The organism is Escherichia sp. GZ89 (assembly GCF_019366485.1).
In the GTDB taxonomy this organism is placed as follows: Bacteria; Pseudomonadota; Gammaproteobacteria; order Enterobacterales; family Enterobacteriaceae; genus Escherichia; species Escherichia fergusonii.
Window position 1 is genome coordinate 1 of record NZ_JAEOHX010000089.1, and the last position, 504, is coordinate 504.

At 52.2% G+C, this 504-nt stretch carries 1 protein-coding gene and 1 pseudogene; both read left to right on the plus strand.

Annotation, left to right across the window (positions count from 1 at the left end):
* A partial coding sequence (locus K0335_RS22370; protein ID WP_219394181.1) for a FimD/PapC C-terminal domain-containing protein occupies window positions 1-175 on the plus strand: 175 nt, incomplete at its 5' end.
* A gap of 17 nt (window positions 176-192) precedes the next feature.
* Window positions 193-504 (plus strand): annotated as a pseudogene (locus K0335_RS22375) (fimbrial protein SthD); the annotation flags it as partial.

Sequence of the window (504 nt, forward strand, 5' to 3'; positions counted from 1 at the left end):
TCACAGCAGTTTTGTTGGTGATGCGGGGCAAGCCTGGTTAACCGGACTGGAAAAACAAGGGCGGTTATTAGTGAAGTGGGGGCCAACAGCAGCAGACCGGTGTCAGGTCTCTTATCGTATACCGAGCTCCCCCTCCGCTTCTGGCGTAGAAATCTTACACGAGCAATGCCAGTGATTCTGGTGGGATAAAAGATGAATATGAACAGATTTGCTGCATTAGCCGCCCTGTTAACGTTCACGGGTCTGGCATCATGGTCGCCCTCGATCAGCGCGGCATACAATACCGCAGATGCCGTAGACATTAACGTTACGGGATTAATTTATGCCGATCCGTGTACCGTGACGGTACCTGACACGATCTCTCTTGGGCAATATGCCCGGGCGGATATCGCTGTGGCCGGTGGCAATACCGCCACCATTCCTTTCACCATAAAAATGACGAATTGCCCGGCAACGACCACAAAAGCCGCGATTTCATTTAACGGCGTACCTTATCCCGATCCG